Here is a 16,498-nt window from a genome sequence, read left to right on the forward strand (position 1 = left end):
CGCGCGCGGCGGTCCAGCTGAGCCGCGGGGCCGGGGCCATGGGGCTCAGCTGGACCACCGGGCTCGCGAGGGGGCGAGGATCGTCGGAGAGGGTCGGGGAGGCGGGATTTGAACCCGCGACAACGAGCACCCAAAGCTCGTGCACTACCGGACTGTGCGACTCCCCGGGCAGAGCGCGTCCGCGAGCGGGACCATAGACGAGGCGCCCTGCCGGGGCAAGACAGGTCGCATCGGTGATCGAGCGCGTCGAGCACATCGAGCGCGCCGCGCGCCCGGCGTCGGCCGATCGAGCGCCCGGCGTCGGCCGATCGAGCGCCCGGCGTCGGCCGATCGAGCGCCCGGCGTTGGCGAGGCGCCGACCGCGCGGCGCCTGCGTGGCTTTTCGGGTGCGTCGCCGCGTGAAAGGCGCTGAAATGAGAGCGCAGTATGAGCGGGACGGTAGCGTCGCTGTCGGTCCATCACCTCGCCGTGGTCGTGCGCGACCTGGCGCGGGCCGAGGCGTTCTACGCGGGCGTCCTGGGATTGCCGGTGGCGCGGCGCTGGACGGACGACGCCGGAGCGCCGCGGTCGGTGTGGCTCGATCTCGGGGGCGGCGCCTTTCTGGCCGTGGAGCGTGCGGAGGCCGCCGGGCCGACGCGCGCCGATGAGGCGCCAGGCTGGCACTGCGTCGCCCTCGGGATCGCGCCGTCCGAGCGGGAGGCGTGGCGTCGCCGGCTGGCCGCGGGGGGCGTGGTCGTCGAGCGGGAGAGCGCCTACACGATGTACGCGCGCGATCCCGACGGGAACCTGGTGGCGCTCAGCCACTACCCGCACCCGCAGGCGGGGCCGAGCTGATGGTGCGGACCGTGTGCAGCGCGCGTGGAGCGCCGTGGTGGGATGATGGAAGGTCGGGCAGCGCGACAGAGAGCTGGAAGCTGCTCGAGTGCCCGCGCGTCGAAGAGGAACGAACGAGCCGGAGGGTTTCTAGATGCCGCGTTCAACGTCCGATTCCATGTCGCCTGATGCTCCTGTGTCGCTCGTGCTCCCCTGCGGAGCGATCGGGCTCGTCGGGGGCTGGCTCACGGCCGACGTTCTCGAGATGGATGAGCTCGTGCCCCGCTTCCTGCTCGCGGGCGTGACCCCGATCGTCGCGGCGCTGCTGGGCCACTACCTGACGTCGCGGATCGGAGGCGTCCGGGGAGATGGCGCGATGGCGCTGGGCGCGGGCGAGGCGCCGATGGACGGCGCGCCGTGGGTGGACGCTCCGTGGGTGGACGCGCCGGGGAAGTGGACCCGGCGAGGGCCGTTCATGGCGGGCATGCTGGCGCTGTGGGCCATCGTGGTGGCCGGCGTCGTGAACGGGATGACCATCGGGCTCGTGGCGGGGCCGGCGGGGATGATCATCGGCGCGGCGTTCGGCGCCGTGTTCGCGCTGCCGTTCGTTCCGGCGCTCGCGGTGGTGCTGAGCGCAGCGAACCGCGTCGGGCGGGCGCGCACCGGCTCGATCGTGGCGCTCTCGGATAGGCGGGCGGTGTGGGCGGCGACGGCGGCGGTGACCGCGGTGGCGCTGCAGCTGGGGTCGGGGCTGCCCGGGGCGGCGGCGCCCGACCTCGAACGCCTCGTGGCGGCGATGGGGTTCGCCGTGGTGGCGGGGCTGTGCATGGTCGACGCGGTGGCGATGGCGAGGGTGCTGAAGCTGCCGCGGGAGCGGAGCGGGGCGGGGGACGAGGTCGCGGAGCGGATCGCAGCCGAGATCGAGGCGGGGGAGACGGGTGCGATGGCGGCGGGAGAGGACGGCGGGGCGGGGAGCGCTGCGCGGGCCGGGGGGAAGGGGATGGGGGAGAGGATCGATCTCGGCCTCGGGGACGAGGTGCAGGTCGAGGTGGTGAGGCCGATCCATGCCTACCGGGGAGCGCAGCAGATCGCCCGGGTGGTGTGGGGGGACCGCGAGCGCGCCGTGGCGGCGCTGCGGGCCGGGCTGATGCGGGGCGCGGCCGCGCTGGCGACCGGGGCGGCGCTCTGGGGCGAGGTGTGGAGGTGATCGAGGCGCGCGGAGGGCGGCGGCCGGTGGGAGAGCGCGGGCTGGCCGCCGGCGGAGGAGCGGCGGCCGCTGAGGCGCGGCGGAAGAGCGGGCTGGACGAGGGCGTGGCTGGGGATCTGGCTTGATGCGTGAGGCGAGGTGTGCCAGGGTCCGGCGCCCGTAGCGGCTGTCGCCCCTGCCCCCGTAGCTCAGTGGATAGAGCAGCGGTTTCCTAAACCGAAGGTCGCAAGTTCAATTCTTGCCGGGGGTGCCGAAGGATTTCGGGCATTTACGAGAGCTGGCCCAGATGTCATGGGCTGATCGATCGGCCCATACGCCGGACGCCCGAAGGGTCTCCCTTGCCGCTGCATCGCGGGCGGAGTCTGCGGGATGGGCGTAGCGCTGCGTGACGCTGGCGTCGGGGTGGCCGAGGAGCTCCTCGACCTCGTCCAGCGGCGCCCGCGCCTTCCGGGAGGCGCTCCCGCAGAGGCGCGAGCCGGGCGAAACGGACCGTCAACGTGAGGGGCGGCGCCCGGTTCGCAACGGCAGGTAGCGCTCACACGGTGGGCGCAAAGGGATCGAACTCGGCACCCGGATCGGCGATCATCGACGCTCGCATATAGTTGATCGGCGAGTGGTGGCCCCACGAAAATGGCAGGCGTAGCCAGCTGACGGGGAGCACGTCCTGCGTCAACCAGGCCGCGATGCCAATGATGTTGCTGACGCCGGCCGTTATCGCCCTACGCGTCGGCCTGTCCTGTAGCGCCCATCCTGTTTCGGTTGAGTGGTACTCTCGGCCAATGTGTTCGAATCGCCCCATGGTAACGGGTGGAAGGTGAGGTACGATGTCCCTTTCGTAAATATGGCGGAACAGGATGGTGCCGATGTTTTCCTTGTGCTCGTGGGCAAATGTGGAATCGCCGACCATCGGTTGTCCGTAAGTGTAAATGCCACGGACGGCGGGGCCGAACCGGGTGCTGAAGTCATCGTCTCGATGAAGTATCGCGCCAGCGAGAACCGCCAGAGCTCCCCCCAGGCTGTGTCCCGTGATGTAAATCGCGGGCGGCTTCATTTCGGGCAAAATTAATATGGGTGGCTCGTTTGGGATGATGGGGTCGTTGATGGCCGGGGCAGGCGGTCCCTCGGCTGCGGCCGATGGCTCTTCCACTGTACCTGTGGGTTCGTCGCTCGGGAACTCATGCGGCGTCGTGTCTCCGCAGGACTTTAGCCATATTCGCTTCTGGTACTCGAGCTCTTCGCAAACGGATCTCCTTTCGGCGACGGCAATGAGCAACGGCCTGAGTACAGGCCAGATCGCCCGGATGGCGCGGTGAAAGCCACCGTGGACTTCTCCAGCGGAGACGAAGGACTCTCTTCGAGCGGTTGCGTCGGTGAGCCAGTTGATCGGGCCACGGATCTTTGTTCCTCGGAAGGAGATGATCGCGGCGTCCCTGAATTGGCTTTGCAGGATGAACGCTGAAGTGTCGACGAACAGTGCGTCATTTGTGAATGTGATGGAAACGCAGTTGTTGTTCTTCAGGCCGTGGTTTGCCATCGCATACGCATATGTACTGATGTCCGAGTATGTCCATGATGACGCGAAAGCAAGAAGTTCGGCGATCTTGCGATCGTAGAATCCTCTTCTGGTCATTGTCAAGTGCTGTGTCATGGTCTGAAAAAATCCCGTGCCTGCTGTTACTCGTAGGCCTTTTAGTTCCTTGTGTGTCGTGGAGGTTGGTTTGTCTATTCTTGCGGGTATGTAATTCCCTGCGGCATGAATGCTTTCAAAGATCATTTGTTTCTCCGTTGTTTGTGGGTGCTGTGATTGCGAGCGTCGGTATGTCGGGGTCTGGCCATGAAGACCGCCTTGGCGGGTCGAGGTGCCGAGCGACGCCGTGTTGAATCTGTGTGGCGTGAGGCCACGCGTCGATGCCCGCCCAGCTCAAGGGAGCGCCGCCCTGGTCCGGGAAGTAATTCGGAATGGCTTCAGGAAAGGGGTGATACGGCGGCGCACCTGGAGGCGCGACATTTCATGTAATTCTCGCCAGCTCACCGCTGGGGCCGAGGTGGCGGCAGCCTCATTTCTGATGGATCGCGCTCGCACCGCAGTACGGCGAACACCGGCCGATCGAATGGTGGCTGGCGGGTCTGGGATGATGCGCTGCGACGCGATGGGCCTTGTCCGGCGCGCCTCGCGGTCGGAGGAACTCGGGCTCACGCGCGCCCCGTCTGCGCCCGCGGCCGGCGGCACGGCGACACCCCACCAGGTCGCGGCGGGCCGACCGAGGCACCGCAACGGGCTCGGCCGTGCGCCGGTCGCCCGCGCTTGCCTGAAGCTCGCGTGCTGGTGCGCTCTTTGCTGAAAGCCGGCTCTCCCGGAGGACATGTCATGACCGATCGCAAAGACCCCGCGAAGCTGTCGTCCAGAGACCCGGCGCCGACCGAAAAGGGCGCGGGCAGCGCGAAACAATCGATGGGCGGCCCGTCGGCGAAGCCGCGGGCGGCACGGACGAAACGCAGCCTCCTCGAGCGCGCGGCGACCGCGCTCGGCAGCGGGACGAGCAGCGATGACGCCGCTGTCCGCAACGCCGCGGCAGCCGACCGCCTCGACGCGAAGGTCGACGCCACGGAAGCGCTCGTCGCGGCGATTCCCGAGAACGTGAACAAGAGCGCCGAGTACGCGCTACGCGGCAAAATGCCACAGCCGCCGCAGGGTGCCACGGCGAAGCCCGAGAACCTCGACGCGACCGCGAGCACGATCACCGAGAGCAACGAGTCCGAGAAGAACGGCGCCAAGGCGGCGCCGGGCGAAAACCCGAACCAGGGACCTCTGCAGAAGCATCGGGTCGACTCGCTCGGTCGGGCGCTGACGACGAACCAGGGCGTGCCCGTCGGCGATAACCAGAACTCCCTTCGCGCGGGGCTGCGCGGCCCGACGCTGCTCGAGGACTTCATCCTGCGCGAGAAGATCACCCACTTCGATCACGAGCGCATCCCCGAGCGCGTCGTGCACGCGCGCGGGTCGGGCGCGCACGGCTACTTCGAGTGCACCGAAGACATCACCTCGCTCACCAAGGCCGCGCCGTTCGCCAAGGTCGGCAAGCGGACGCCGGTCTTCGTGCGCTTCTCGACCGTGGCGGGCGAGCGCGGGAGCGCCGACACGGTGCGTGACGTGCGCGGCTTCGCCGTGAAGTTCTACACCGAAGAGGGCAACTGGGATCTCGTAGGCAACAACATCCCCGTCTTCTTCATCCAGGACGCGATGAAGTTCCCGGACGTGGTGCACGCCGTCAAACCCGAGCCGCACCACCAGATGCCGCAGGCGTCGAGCGCGCACGACACCTTCTGGGACTTCATCTCGCTCATGCCCGAGTCGATGCACATGGTCCTGTGGCAGATGAGCGATCGGGCGATCCCGCGCAGCTTCCGGACGATGCAGGGCTTCGGCGTGCACACCTTCCGGCTCGTCAACGCGGCCGGCGAGGCGACGCTGGTGAAGTTCCACTGGACACCCGTGCTCGGCACGCACTCGCTCGACTGGGACGAGGCGGTGAAGATCGCGGGCGCCGACCCCGACTTCCACCGTCGCGATCTCTGGGAGGCCATCGAGGGCGGCGCGTTCCCCGAGTACCTCCTGCAGATCCAGACGTTCACGGAGGCCGAGGCCGAGCGGTGGAGCTTCGACGTGCTCGACGCGACCAAGATCGTGCCGGAGGAGCTCGCGCCCCTGCGCACCGTCGGCCGGCTCGTCCTGAACCGCAACCCCGACAACTTCTTCGCCGAGACGGAGCAGGTGGCGTTCTGCACGCAGCACATCGTGCCCGGCATCGACTTCACGAACGACCCGCTGCTGCAGGGGCGCAATTTCTCGTACCTCGACACGCAGCTCACGCGCCTCGGCGGGCCGAACTTCCATGAGATCCCGATCAACGCGCCGGTCGCCGAGGTGCACAACAACCAGCGCGACGGGTTCCACCGCCAGGCGATCAACCGCGGTCGCGTGAACTATGAGCCCAACTCGCTCGCCGGCGGCTGCCCCTTCCAGGCGGGCGCGCGCGGCTTCGCCACGGTCGCCGAGCGGCTCCTGGCGCAGCAGGCCGCCACCGAGCCGAGCAAGCTGCGCGCGAAGCCCGAGAAGTTCGCGGACCATTACACGCAGGCGAGCCTCTTCTGGGCGAGCCAGACGCCCGTCGAGCGCGCGCACATTGCGCGCGCCTTCCGCTTCGAGCTGACGCGCGTGCAGACGCAGGCCATCCGCGAGCGCATGGTCCGGATGCTGCGGAACGTGGACGAGGGGCTGGCCGCGCGCGTCGCGGCCGACCTCGGCATGCCGCTCCCCGAGCCGCTCTCGATGGTGGCGCCGCCCGTCAAGAACCCCGAGGTCGCGGCGTCGCCGGCCCTGTCGCTGTTCGCCCGGCCCGGCGATGGCCGCATCCTCGGCCGCCGCGTCGCGCTCCTCGTCGCCGACGGCATGAGCGGGGCGGCGGCGAGCGCGCTCTACGACGCATTGTTGCTGGCGGGCGCGGTGCCCCGCTACGTCGGCGCGCGCCTCGGGGTGGTGCGCACCGCCGAGGGCGACGAGCTGCCGGTCGAGGTCACGATCGAGGCGGCCCCGAGCGTCCTCTTCGACGCCGCGGCGCTGCCGCCCGGCGGGGGCGCGGCGGCGCTGGCGCGCGACGGGCTCGCTGTCGAGTTCGTCCAGCTCCAGTACCGCCACTGCAAGCCCCTGCTCGTGCCGGCGTCGGCCGCGCCGCTCGCCGAGGCCGCGGGCGTGAGGGCCGCGGCGGCCGGCGCGGACGCCGATCCGGGCCTCCTCGTCCTGCCGGACGACGCGGTGGCCGCGGCGGCGCCGGCGTTCATCAAGGCGATCGCCATGCACCGCGCGTGGCAACGCCAGACCGAGCCGCCGGCAGTCTGACCCGACCTGCCCCGCCAGCGGGTACTGGTCAAATTTGAACAGGGAGACGGGGAGGCGGGGAGAAAAACTTAGTAAATCTCCCCGTCTCCCTGTGATCTTTCTCGGGCAAAGTTGACCATCACCCGCCAGCGGGGCGGCGCGCCTCAGCGCGCGACGGGCATCGGGGAGGGATTCAATTCAGCCGGCAGGGGGCCAATGAGCTCCGGGCTCAGCGCTCCTCGACCACGACGTCGACGTCGCCCTCGACCCGCAGCACGTCGACCTCTACCGCGTCGCCCCGCTTCCTCCGGAACTCCAGATCGACGCGGCCGTCCGCCACGGCCAGCCCGCGCAGCGTGGCGCGGCGAACGAGCCGGGGCAGGACCGGACGAACGACGCGCAGGCGCCGCTCGAAGCCCTCGGGCTCGAGCCCGAGGAGCGAGGCGAGCATGTACGGGACGGCCCCGGCGGCCCACGCCTGCGGGTGACACGCGACGGGGTAGCGGACCGGAGCGCCGTGCTCGCCGCGCGGGAAGCCGCAGAAGAGCTCCGGCAGCCGGTACATTTGATAATGCATGGCGGCCCTCACGATGCCGCCGAACACGGTGCGCGCCTCGCGGTCGAGGCCGTAGCGGCGCAGCCCGGCGACGATCAGCGCGTTGTCGTGGGGCCACACGGTCCCGCGGTGATACGACATCGGATTGTAGGCCTCCTCGTCCGCCGCGAGCGTGCGGATGCCCCAGCCCGAATACATGCTCTCCGACAGCAGGCGCTCCGCGCATGTCCGCGCCCTGGACGGGTCGGCGATGCCCGCCCACAGCGCGTGTCCGGTGTTGGACGAGCACACCGCGGCGCGGCGGCCGCCGTCCACGAGCGCCAGCGCGTACACCCCTCGCTCCGGGAGCCAGAAATCGCGCTCGAAGCGCTCCTTCAGGTCCGCGGCCTCGCGCCGGAGCCGCGCGGCGATCTCCGCCTCGCCCGCGCGCTCGAACAGATCGGCCAGCCCCGACTTGGCGAGGTATACATAGGCCTGCACCTCGACGAGCGCGATCGGCGGCTCCGCGATCTGCCCCTCTTCATTGACGATCGCGTCGCCGGAGTCCTTCCATCCCTGGTTGACGAGACCCGATTTGGAGGTCGAGTCGTAAGCCAGGTAGCCGTTGATCTCCGGGTGAGCCTCGGGGCTCGACAGCCACCCGAGCGCCGCGTCGACGTTCTGCCTGAGCTCGTGGAAGACGTCGAGTCGACCTGTCCACGCCGCGTGCCGCGCCACGAGGATCAGGAACAGGGCGGTCGTGTCGACGCTCCCGTAATACGGTGTCTGGGGGATCTCGCCGACCCGCGCGAGCTCCCCGACCCGGAGCTCGTGCAGGATCTTGCCCGGCTGCTCGTCGCGCCACGGATCCCGCTCGCGCGCCTGGAACCGCGCCAGCAGCCGCAGCGTATCGACGGCGACGGTCTGCTGGTAAGGCAGCACCTCGAGCGCCGTGATCAGGCTGTCGCGGCCGAAGAGGGCCGTGTACCACGGCACGCCGGCGGCGAAGAACGTGTCGTGATCGAGCGGGGTCCGCAGGAGGAGCAGGTCGGTGAACGACCGCGCGAGGACGCGATTGACGAGCAGGCTGTCGGTCTCGACGTGGGCCCTCTCCTGCGCCTGCGCGGCGAGATGCTCCTCTCCCCGCCGCTTCGCCGCTGCGACGTCCGCCCCCGAGCACGAGGGCGCGCGCCGATGGGCGGGCGCCGCGCCCGAGGACTCCGAGAGCGAGATCACGAGGGAGATCGGCTGGCTGTGCCCGGGCGGCAGCCGGACACGGAAGAGCGCGGAGGTGCCGTCGATCGCGTCCGGCCGGCAGCCCCAGCGGATGGTCACGGCGCGCTGGAGGCCGTCGGCGCCATCGTACGAGAAGCGCAGCTCGTCGTCGTTCGCCGTGGGGGCGTGGTGCTTCCCCAGCGCCTCGGGCATGAGCCCGCGGACCGCGTAAACGTCCTCGAACTCGGCGCGGAAGGTCAGCTTCACCTCGAGGTCGACCGCCGAGCGAGCATAGTTGTGAACCGTGATGTTCTCGTAGACCGCGGTCGCATCGCCGTCGATGGCCCGCTCCCACCGGAGGCCGACGTCGTGCTCGGACATGATGTGCCCTTCGCGCATCAGGATCCGGGGGTTCGCGAGCTGGAAGACGCCTGCATGGTCTGCCTCCGCGGTCGAGGCGAGCACCTCCGGCCGGGTGTCGTCGAGCTCGACGGTATAGCCGTTCAGGAACCGGCAATCATGGTAGTAGAGGCCAAAGCCATGCTCGCCATGCAGGGGGATCGTGCCGCCCTGCTCGGTGACCAGGAAGACGCCGCCCTGCTTCAGGACGATCGCCTCCGCGATGCTCTGCGCCATCGAGGAGGTGCCCTGGGTGAGCACCTTCTTCTTGCGCTCCTGCCGTTCGCTCGGCGAACGCTCGCGCATTCCGGCGTCCGATCGCGGCCGGCGCTCGCTCCCCGGTTCAGCACGACGAGTCGACTCATGAGCTCCCATCCCAGCCCCCTTTTGCGATGGCTTGCAATTTCATTGCAATTGCTTGCGATTGTCGTAAATCGTCGAATCGAGTCGTCTTGGCGCTGGGCCTGTGGTGCGGCCCTTCCGTGCAGGCGCTCGGGGCCGGGCGCATGCAGGCGCGCGCTCGAGAGGGGGTGACATCATGAGGAAAGACCAGGGCGAATCGGGCAATGCTCGGCGGGCGAGGCGGCGGCGGGCGCCGCGCCTGCCCGGCGCCGGCGCGCTTCGCGCCGCGCTCCGGCGCGGCCGATCGAGCGATCTCGCCCGGCGCCGTCTCATCGCCGTCGCGTCCCTCGCGGGCGGCGCCAGCATGGCGGTCGTCTCGCTGTTTCAGCTCGGGATCATCGAGCACCTGCCCGATCCTCCGCTCCCAGGGTTCGACTCGGACAAGGTGACGAGCTCCGATATCGCGTTCGGGCTCACGCTGCCGGACGCGCCGCTCTCGCTCACCAGCTTCGCCTCCAACCTGGCGCTGGCCGGCTGGGGAGGCGCCGAGCGCGCCAGGGACACGCCCGGGATCCCCGTCGCCGTGGCGGCCAAGGCGGCCGTCGAAGCGGCCGTGTCCGGGTGGCTCTTCGTCCAGATGCGGAGACGGGAGAGGGCCTGGTGCGCGTACTGCCTCGTCGCCCTGACGGCCAACATGGTCGTCTTCGCGCTCTCGCTCCCGGAGGGGTGGAGGGCGCTGAGGAACGCCCGAGCGCGATCGTGACAGGGCAGCGCAGGCCGGCCCGGCCGCCGGAGCCCGGCGCGCAGGCGTTCCTCCACCCGCGCACCCGCGCGCGCCCGAGGCCCCGCCATCATCGCGGCGCCGGCGATCGCGCCCCGCGGCGCCGCGCGAGCCGCCCGAGCAGCCCCACCGCCGCGAGCGCCGCGGCCGCGACGCCCGCGGCCGGGAGCCACCGCTCGCGGCGCCGCGCCCGCCGCCGCTCGGCCGCGAGCCGGCGGCCGCCGGCCCAGAGGAGCGCCGCGCCCGCCGGCGCCGCGGCGAGCGCCGCCACCGTCGTCCGCGGCGTCACGTAGACGTCCGCGGGCCCGGGCAGGTAGGCGCGCTCGGGGTAGTCGCCCGCCGGCCCCTCGGGGCCGTGCAGCGCCGCCATGCGCACGACCTGGGCGACGTGCAGCGCCTGCCTGTCGGTCGTCTGCTTGATCTGCTCGCGGCAGCTGAAGCCGTCGGCCACGATCAGCGCGTTCGTCGGCGCCGACCGGACCGCGGGCAGGAGCACGCGCTCGCCGCACCGGATCGAGACGTCGTACTTGGCGCCCTCCTCGAAGCCGAACGCGCCTGCCATGCCGCAACAGCCCGAGTCCAGGAGCTCGACGTCGAGGCCCATGCCGTGGAGCACGTCGCGCTCGGCGTCCATCTCCAGGATCGCCTTGTGATGGCAGTGGCCGTGCACCACAGCGCGCCGATCGAGGCGCGGAAGCCCGCGCCCGCCGGGCGACGGACGGCCTGGATCGCCCCCCGCCGCCTTCTTCAGGAAGTCGCCGAACATGTGCGTCTGCTGCCGGAGCTTCGTCGCCAGCGGGTCGTCGGGGAAGAGCCCGTGGAGCTCGTCGCGGAAGACCGAGACGCAGCTCGGCTCGAGGCCGACCACCGGCACGCCCCGCTCGATCGGGTCGCGCAGCGCGCCCATCACGTCCCGCAGCAGGCGCTTGGCCGTCTTCAGGAAGCCGAAGTCGTAGAGGGGCCGGCCGCAGCAGACCTGGCGCTCCGGGACGATCACCTCGTAGCCCGCCCATTCGAGCACCTCGGTCGCGGCGATCGCCGTCTCCGGGAAGAAGTGGTCATTGAACGTATCCGGCCAGAGCACGACCTGCGGTCCGCCGGCGTTGCGCCGCGGCCGCCCCTGGAACCATTGTCTGAACGACGTCCGCGCGAACGGCGGGATGCTCCGCTCGGGCGCGATGCCCGCGATCTTCTTCGCCACCGCCGCGAGCGTGGGCGTCTGCGTCACGAGGTTCGCGAGCCCCGGCACGAGCTGCCCGAGGCGGGCCCACCAGTGGATGAGCCCCATCGTGTAGGCGGCGCGCGGCCGCAGCCGCCGCGCGTAGTAATGGGACAGGAACTCCGCCTTGTAGGTGGCCATGTCGACGTGGACCGGGCACTCGCCCTTGCACCCCTTGCAGGCGAGGCACAGGTCGAGCGACTCGCGCACCTCGCGATCGCGGAAGCCCTGGAGCTCGCTCCCCTCCAGCATCTCGAAGAGCAGGCGCGCCCGCCCGCGCGTCGTGTGCTCCTCTTCGTGCGTCACCATGTAGCTCGGGCACATCGTGCCGCCGTCGTGGCGCCGGCACTTGCCGACGCCCACGCAGCGCAGGGTCGCGCGCGTGAAGTCGCCGTCGTCGTCCGGGAAGCGGAAGTGCGTCTCCACGGCGGCGGGGCGGAAGTCGGCGCCGAGGCGGAGGTTCTCGTCGACGCGGTAGGGGTCGACGACCTTGCCCGGGTTCATGCGGAATGAAGGGTCCCACGCCGCCTTGAAGCGTCGGAACGCCTCGATGAGCTCCTCGCCGTACATCTTCGGCAGGAACTGCGCGCGCGCCTGGCCGTCGCCGTGCTCCCCGGAGAACGAGCCGCCGTAGCGGACCACGAGATCGGTCGCCTCGTCGAGGAAGCGGGTCCAGTTGCGGATGCCCTCGGGCGTCGTCACGTCGAAGTCGACGCGGCAGTGCACGCAGGCCTGCCCGAAGTGGCCGTAGAGCGCGGGCTGGTAGCCGTGGCGATCGAACAGCGCGCGCAGGTCGCGGAGGTACCCGCCCAGGTTGTCCGGGTGCACGGCCGAGTCCTCCCAGCCGGGCCACGTGTCGGGCTCGCCCGGGACGCGCGCCGTCGCGCCGAGTCCGGATTTGCGCACCTCCCAGAGCGCCTGCTCCTGGTCGGGGTCGTCGTACAGCTTCATCGACGGCGGGTTCGCCCCGCGCCCGAGGGCCTGCATGGCGTCGCGCGCCCGCGCGTCGGCCTCGTCCCGGGTGTCGCCCCCGAACTCGGCCAGCAGGAAGCCGCGGCCCTCCGGGAGGTAGCGCAGGTAGCGCTCGTGCAGCCCCTTCTTGCGCATGTCCTCGATGAGCCGGTCGTCGATCCCCTCGAGGGCGATCGGCCCGCAGCGCATCACCTCGGGGACATGGTCGCCGCTGGAGAACACGTCCGGGTAGCCGATCACGAGGAGCGAACGGAACCTGGGCCAGCCGACGAGGCGCAGGGTGGCCTCGAGCACCGTCACGCACGTCCCCTCGGTGCCGACCAGGGCGCGCGCCACGTGGAAGCCGTTCTCCGGCAAGAGCTCGTCGAGGTTGTAGCCCGACACGCGGCGCGGGATCCGCGGGTAGCGGGCGCGGATGAGATCGGCGTACCGGTCGCGGATGGCGCGCAGCTCGGCGTAGATGCTGCCGCGCCGCCCGCCCGCGCGGACGATGGCCTCGATCTCTTCCTCGCTCGTCGGCCCCACCCGTAGCCGCAGGCCGTCGTACGTCAGCACCTCCAGCTCGTGCACGTTGTCGGCGGTGCGCCCGCCGAGCACCGAGTGCACGCCGCACGAGTTGTTGCCGATCATCCCGCCGAGCGTGCAGTACTCGTGGGTCGACGGATCCGGCGCGAAGGTCAGGTCGAACTCGTTCGCGGCGTTGCGCAGGGTGTCGAGCACCGTGCCCGGCAGCACCCTGGCGCGCTTGTTCGCGGGGTCGAGCTCGAGGACGGCGCGCATGTACTTCGAGAAGTCGAGCACGACCGCGACGTTGCACGTCTGCCCGGCGAGGCTCGTGCCGCCCCCGCGCGCGAGGATGGGCGCGCCGTGCCGGCGGCACGCGGCGACGGCGGCGATCACGTCGTCCTTGTGGCGCGGCACGACGACGCCGATGGGCAGCTGCCGGTAGTTCGACCCGTCGGTCGCGTAGAGCGCCCGGTCGCCCGCGGTGAAGCGCACCTCCCCCTCGACCGTACGCGAGAGCTCGTCCGCGAGCGCCTCCACCTCGGGGCCGGCCGCGGGCGCGAGCCGCACGCGCCGCTCGCCGGGGAAGCGGATCACGCCGCGATCGATCTCGCGCTGGACGGCCTCGGCCGGCCTGCCCTCCGCCGGCGCCTTCTCTCGCTCCTGCCTCTTTTCCTGTTCGACGTGCTGCATGATCTCTCCTCACACCGCGAAGCGCTCGGCGTCGGCGCGCCGGAGCGAGATCCCCATGCCGGAGCGATCGAGGTCCGGGGCGAGCGCGCCGCCCGCGGGCGCCGCCGCGCCCTCGAAGAGCATCCGCTCGATGCGGACGTGATCGTGAAAGAACTCGATGTGCGCGAGCCGCTGCACCGCGCACGCGGGGTGCAGGTGCAGCGAGGGGGCGCAGTGGCACGACAGGTCGAGCGATCGCGCCTCGCACAGCGCCGCGGCGGCGAGGAAGCCGGTGATCCCGCAGCGGCTCGCGTCCGCCTGCAGGACGTCGACGGCGCCGGCGTCCAGCATGCGGCGGAAATAGACGAGGTCGTAGCCGTACTCGCCCGCCGCGATGTCCATGCCGGCGGGCGCCCGGTCGCGAAGGAGCCGCAGCCCGTCGAGATCGTCCGAGGTCACGGGCTCCTCGAACCAGCGCACGCCCTCGCCGGCGAACCGCTCGGCGAACGCGAGCGCCTGCTTGCGGGAGTAGGCGCCGTTGGCGTCGACGAACAGCGCGGCGTCCTGGCCGATGGCGCGGCGCGCGGCGCGAACGCGCGCCAGATCTGCCGTTGGGTCGCGCCCCACCTTCATCTTCACGCGCGGGATCCCCGCGGAGACCCAGCCGCCGAGCTGCTCAGCGAGCTCGGCCTCGGTGTACGAGGTGAACCCGCCGCTGCCGTAGATGGGCGCGCGGTCGCGCGCCATGCCGAGCAGCGTCGCGAGCGGGAGCGCGAGCAGGCGGGCCTTCAGGTCCCACAGCGCCGCGTCGACGGCGGCGATCGCCATCTGCGCGATCCCCGGCCGGCCGAGGTTGCGGACGCTGCTCACCATCGCGGCCCACGCGCCGGGGACCGCCATCGCGTCGCGCCCGCGCACGACGCCGGCCAGCCGGTCGGCCACGAGCCGCGCCGTCGCGACGTCGGCGTACGTGTAGCCGAGCCCTCGCTCTCCCCCGGCCGACGCGTGCACGACGACCAGCGTCGTCTCGCGCCACGCGAGCGTGCCGTCCGACTCCGGGCGGTCGGTCGGGACGGTGTACGCGGCCACCTCGATCCGCTCGATCGGCACCGACGCGCGCTGCTCCTCGTCGGCCATCGTCAGCCCCGGTGCGGGATCCAGCTCTCGATCATGTCGCGGTACGCCTGGCGGACGATCCCGCGCCCGCCCGGGTCGCCCCGGAGCAGCGCCGACGTGAGCATCGCGGCCTGCTTCAGGGTGATGTGCGGCGGCAGCGGCGGGACCTCCGGGTCGGTGATCGCCTCCACGACCACCGGCCGGTCGACCCGGAAGGCCTCGTCCCAGGTGCGCGCGACCTGGTCCGGGCGGTCGATCCGCACGCCGCGGAGCCCGAGCGCCTCGGCGTAGGCCGCGTACGGGAAGTCCGGCAGCGTCTGGGACGCCTCGAGCTTGGGGTCGCCGCTCATGGCGCGCAGCTCCCAGGTGACCTGGTTCAGGTCGCGGTTGTTGAGCACCAGCACGACGAGGCGCGGGTCCTTCCACTCGCGCCAGTACTTCGAGACGGTGATGAGCGCGTTGATGCCGTTCATCTGCATCGCGCCGTCGCCGACCATCGCGACGACCGGGCGGTCGGGGAAGGCGAACTTCGCCGCGACCGCGTACGGCATCGCGGGTCCCATCGTCGCCAGCGTGCCCGAGAGCGAGGCCATCATCCCCGCCCGGATCTTGATGTCGCGCGCGTACCAGTTCGCCGACGAGCCGGAGTCGGCGGTCAGGATGCAGTCGTCGGGCAGCCGCGGCGACAGCTCCCAGTAGACGCGCTGCGGGTTCAGCGGATCGGCGTCGTTCATCGCCCGCGCCTCGAGCACCTTCCACCAGTCGGCGACGCTCTCCTCGAGCTTGCGCCGCCACGAGCGGTCGGTCTTGAGCTTGAGGTAGGGGATGAGCGCCCGCAGCGTCTCGGCGCAGTCGCCGATCAGGTTGACCTCCATCGGATAGCGCAGGCCGAGCATCCGGCCGTCGATGTCGATCTGGACGCCGCGCGCCTTCCCCTCCTCCGGCAAGAACTCCGGGTAGGGGAAGTTCGAGCCGACCATGAAGAGCGTGTCGCAGTTGGCCATCATCTCCCAGCTCGGCTTGGTGCCGAGCAGGCCGATCGCGCCGGTGACCCAGGGCAGGTCGTCGGGGAGCGCCGCCTTGCCGAGCAGCGCCTTCGCGACGCCGCACCCGAGGATCTCGGCGGCGCGCATGACCTCCGGCGCGGCCCCGAGCGCGCCCTGGCCGATCAGCATCGCGACCCGCTTGCCGGCGTTGAGCACGTCGGCCGCGCGCCGCAGGTCCTCCTCCTTCGGCACGACGCGCGGCGAGGCGTAGCCGATGCCGGAGTGCACGGTCCCGTGCGCGTGCGCAGGCTGCTCGACGGCGTCGAGCTCCTGGACGTCCTTCGGGACGATGACGCACGTGACGGTGCGCTCGGCCCTGGCGATGCGCATCGCGCGGTCGATGAGGTGGCGGATCTGCGCGGGGGAGGACGCCATCTGCACGTACTCGTGCGCGACGTCCTTGAAGAGCGTCACGAGGTCGACCTCCTGCTGGTAGTGCCCGCCGAGCGCGGCGCGGTCCTGCTGGCCGACGATGGCCACGACCGGCTGATGGTCGAGCTTCGCGTCGTAGAGCCCGTTCAGGAGGTGGATCGCGCCGGGCCCCGAGGTCGCCAGGCACACGCCGACCTCGCCCGCGAACTTCGCGTGGGCGCACGCCATGAACGCGGCCATCTCCTCGTGCCGCACCTGGATGAACCGGAGGTCTGGAACGCGGTGGAACGCCCCGACGATCCCGTTGATGCCGTCGCCCGGATAGGCATAGACGCGCCGGACGCCCCACGCGACGAGGCGTCTCAGCAGGAACTCGCCGACGGTCTGGGCCATGATTCCCTCACTGCGAGCTCGTACGTGAGCTCGACC

General features: G+C 71.0%; 9 protein-coding genes and 2 tRNA genes. 5 read left to right on the forward strand and 6 right to left on the reverse strand.

The window, feature by feature from the left end; all coding sequences use genetic code 11:
* Window positions 1–93 precede the first annotated feature (93 nt).
* A tRNA-Pro gene (locus tag WMF29_RS11085) sits at window positions 94–167 on the reverse strand.
* Window positions 168–426: 259 nt separating this feature from the next.
* On the opposite strand from WMF29_RS11085, the gene WMF29_RS11090 reads away from it, so the two are divergent.
* From WMF29_RS11090 to WMF29_RS11100, 3 genes are all read left to right on the forward strand, one after another.
* Window positions 427–834 (forward strand): VOC family protein, encoded by a 408-nt coding sequence (locus WMF29_RS11090; RefSeq protein ID WP_437328809.1) that lies wholly within the window; start codon window positions 427–429, stop codon window positions 832–834.
* Window positions 835–991: 157 nt separating this feature from the next.
* Window positions 992–2,020, forward strand: coding sequence for a hypothetical protein (locus WMF29_RS11095; protein WP_437328810.1), 1,029 nt, complete (start codon window positions 992–994; stop codon window positions 2,018–2,020).
* A gap of 177 nt (window positions 2,021–2,197) precedes the next feature.
* Window positions 2,198–2,270, forward strand: a tRNA-Arg gene (locus WMF29_RS11100).
* Window positions 2,271–2,555: 285 nt separating this feature from the next.
* On the opposite strand, the gene WMF29_RS11105 is transcribed toward WMF29_RS11100, so the two are convergent.
* Window positions 2,556–3,794 (reverse strand): lipase family protein, encoded by a 1,239-nt coding sequence (locus tag WMF29_RS11105; protein WP_437328811.1) that lies wholly within the window; start codon window positions 3,792–3,794, stop codon window positions 2,556–2,558.
* 594 nt (window positions 3,795–4,388) lie between these two features.
* On the opposite strand from WMF29_RS11105, the gene WMF29_RS11110 reads away from it, so the two are divergent.
* Window positions 4,389–6,917, forward strand: coding sequence for a catalase (locus tag WMF29_RS11110; RefSeq protein WP_437328812.1), 2,529 nt, complete (start codon window positions 4,389–4,391; stop codon window positions 6,915–6,917).
* Between the two features lie 208 nt (window positions 6,918–7,125).
* Here the strand turns inward: WMF29_RS11110 and WMF29_RS11115 are convergent, their stop codons facing one another.
* The gene (locus tag WMF29_RS11115; protein ID WP_437328813.1) at window positions 7,126–9,351 is read right to left on the reverse strand and encodes an amylo-alpha-1,6-glucosidase; all 2,226 of its coding nucleotides are present in this window, start codon (window positions 9,349–9,351) and stop codon (window positions 7,126–7,128) included.
* Window positions 9,352–9,583: 232 nt separating this feature from the next.
* On the opposite strand from WMF29_RS11115, the gene WMF29_RS11120 reads away from it, so the two are divergent.
* Entirely contained in the window at window positions 9,584–10,150 is a 567-nt protein-coding gene (locus tag WMF29_RS11120; protein WP_437328814.1) for a vitamin K epoxide reductase family protein, read from the forward strand.
* Between the two features lie 88 nt (window positions 10,151–10,238).
* Here WMF29_RS11120 and WMF29_RS11125 read toward each other — a convergent pair whose 3' ends face one another.
* Genes WMF29_RS11125 through WMF29_RS11135 form a run of 3 tightly spaced genes read right to left on the reverse strand, consistent with a single transcriptional unit; the run spans window position 10,239 to window position 16,462 of the window.
* Window positions 10,239–13,556 (reverse strand): FAD-binding and (Fe-S)-binding domain-containing protein, encoded by a 3,318-nt coding sequence (locus WMF29_RS11125; RefSeq protein ID WP_437328815.1) that lies wholly within the window; start codon window positions 13,554–13,556, stop codon window positions 10,239–10,241.
* Window positions 13,557–13,565: 9 nt separating this feature from the next.
* Complete coding sequence (locus tag WMF29_RS11130) at window positions 13,566–14,672, reverse strand: enolase C-terminal domain-like protein (protein WP_437328816.1); 1,107 nt, start codon at window positions 14,670–14,672, stop codon at window positions 13,566–13,568.
* Between the two features lie 2 nt (window positions 14,673–14,674).
* Window positions 14,675–16,462 (reverse strand): thiamine pyrophosphate-requiring protein, encoded by a 1,788-nt coding sequence (locus WMF29_RS11135; protein WP_437328817.1) that lies wholly within the window; start codon window positions 16,460–16,462, stop codon window positions 14,675–14,677.
* Window positions 16,463–16,498 lie beyond the last annotated feature (36 nt).

Origin of the sequence: Sorangium sp. So ce381 (assembly GCF_051473845.1) — a bacterium.
GTDB classification, from domain to species: domain Bacteria; phylum Myxococcota_A; class Polyangia; order Polyangiales; family Polyangiaceae; genus Sorangium; species Sorangium atrum.